The sequence below is a fragment of the Mesorhizobium sp. WSM4837 genome (assembly GCF_055811435.1).
The window spans coordinates 1-1,411 of record NZ_JBVVQE010000192.1; the positions used below are offsets into that span (position 1 = coordinate 1).

Annotated in this window: 2 protein-coding genes; both read left to right on the forward strand. The window is 61.2% G+C overall.

Annotated features, from left to right (window positions below):
- A partial coding sequence (locus tag AC0L3D_RS36615; RefSeq protein WP_192363281.1) for a co-chaperone GroES occupies positions 1-159 on the forward strand: 159 nt, incomplete at its 5' end.
- Between the two features lie 62 nt (positions 160-221).
- Positions 222-1,411, forward strand: a 1,190-nt coding sequence (gene groL, locus AC0L3D_RS36620; RefSeq protein ID WP_473647522.1) for a chaperonin GroEL, incomplete at its 3' end; no start/stop codon positions are given.

Below are 1,411 nucleotides of genomic sequence, written 5' to 3' on the forward strand. Positions count from 1 at the left end.
GGTTCCGGCGCCCGCGACGAAGCCGGCAAGCTCGTCCCGCTGGACGTCAAGGCCGGCGATCGCATCCTGTTCGGCAAGTGGTCGGGCACCGAAGTCAAGCTCAATGGCGAAGACCTTCTGATCATGAAGGAATCCGACATCATGGGCATCATCGGCTGAATATCGGCCTCACCATCACTTAAATCCTAGGGCTCAATTCAAGCCCCTGCCAGGAGCTAAAAATGGCTGCCAAAGACGTAAAATTTTCTCGCGATGCCCGTGAGCGCATGCTGCGCGGCGTCAACATCCTCGCCGACGCAGTGAAGGTCACGCTCGGCCCCAAGGGCCGCAACGTCGTCATCGACAAGTCGTTCGGCGCACCGCGCATCACCAAGGACGGCGTCACCGTCGCCAAGGAAATCGAGCTTGAAGACAAGTTCGAGAACATGGGCGCTCAGATGGTCCGCGAAGTTGCTTCGAAGACCAACGACATCGCCGGCGACGGCACCACGACCGCGACCGTTCTGGCGCAGTCGATCGTCCAGGAAGGCCACAAGGCGGTTGCCGCCGGCATGAACCCGATGGACCTGAAGCGCGGCATCGACCTCGCGGTTAGCGACGTCGTCGCGACGCTGATCAAGAACGCCAAGAAGATCAAGACCTCGGAAGAGGTTGCCCAGGTCGGCACCATCGCCGGCAATGGCGATGCTTCGGTCGGCTCGATGATCGCCGAAGCGATGCAGAAGGTCGGCAATGAGGGCGTCATCACGGTCGAGGAAGCCAAGACCGCCGAGACCGAACTCGAAGTCGTCGAAGGCATGCAGTTCGACCGCGGCTATCTCTCGCCCTACTTCGTCACCAACGCCGACAAGATGGTTGCGGATCTGGAAGACGCCTACATCCTTCTCCACGAGAAGAAGCTCTCCAACCTGCAGGCCATGCTGCCGATCCTCGAGGCTGTCGTGCAGACCTCGAAGCCGCTGGTCATCATTTCGGAAGACGTCGAAGGCGAGGCCCTGGCCACGCTGGTCGTCAACAAGCTGCGTGGCGGCCTGAAGATCGCCGCAGTCAAGGCGCCGGGCTTCGGTGATCGCCGCAAGGCCATGCTGGAAGACATCGCCATCCTCACCGGTGGCCAGGTCATTTCCGAAGACCTCGGCATCAAGCTCGAGAATGTTGGCCTCAACATGCTCGGCCGCGCCAAGAAGGTGTCTATCTCCAAGGAGAACACCACCATCGTCGATGGTGCCGGCAAGAAGGCCGAGATCCAGGGCCGCGTCGCCCAGATCAAGCAGCAGATCGAGGAGACCACCTCGGACTACGACAAGGAGAAGCTGCAGGAACGTCTCGCCAAGCTGGCGGGCGGCGTTGCCGTCATCCGCGTCGGCGGTGCGACCGAGATCGAAGTCAAGGAAAAGAAGGACCGCGTCGA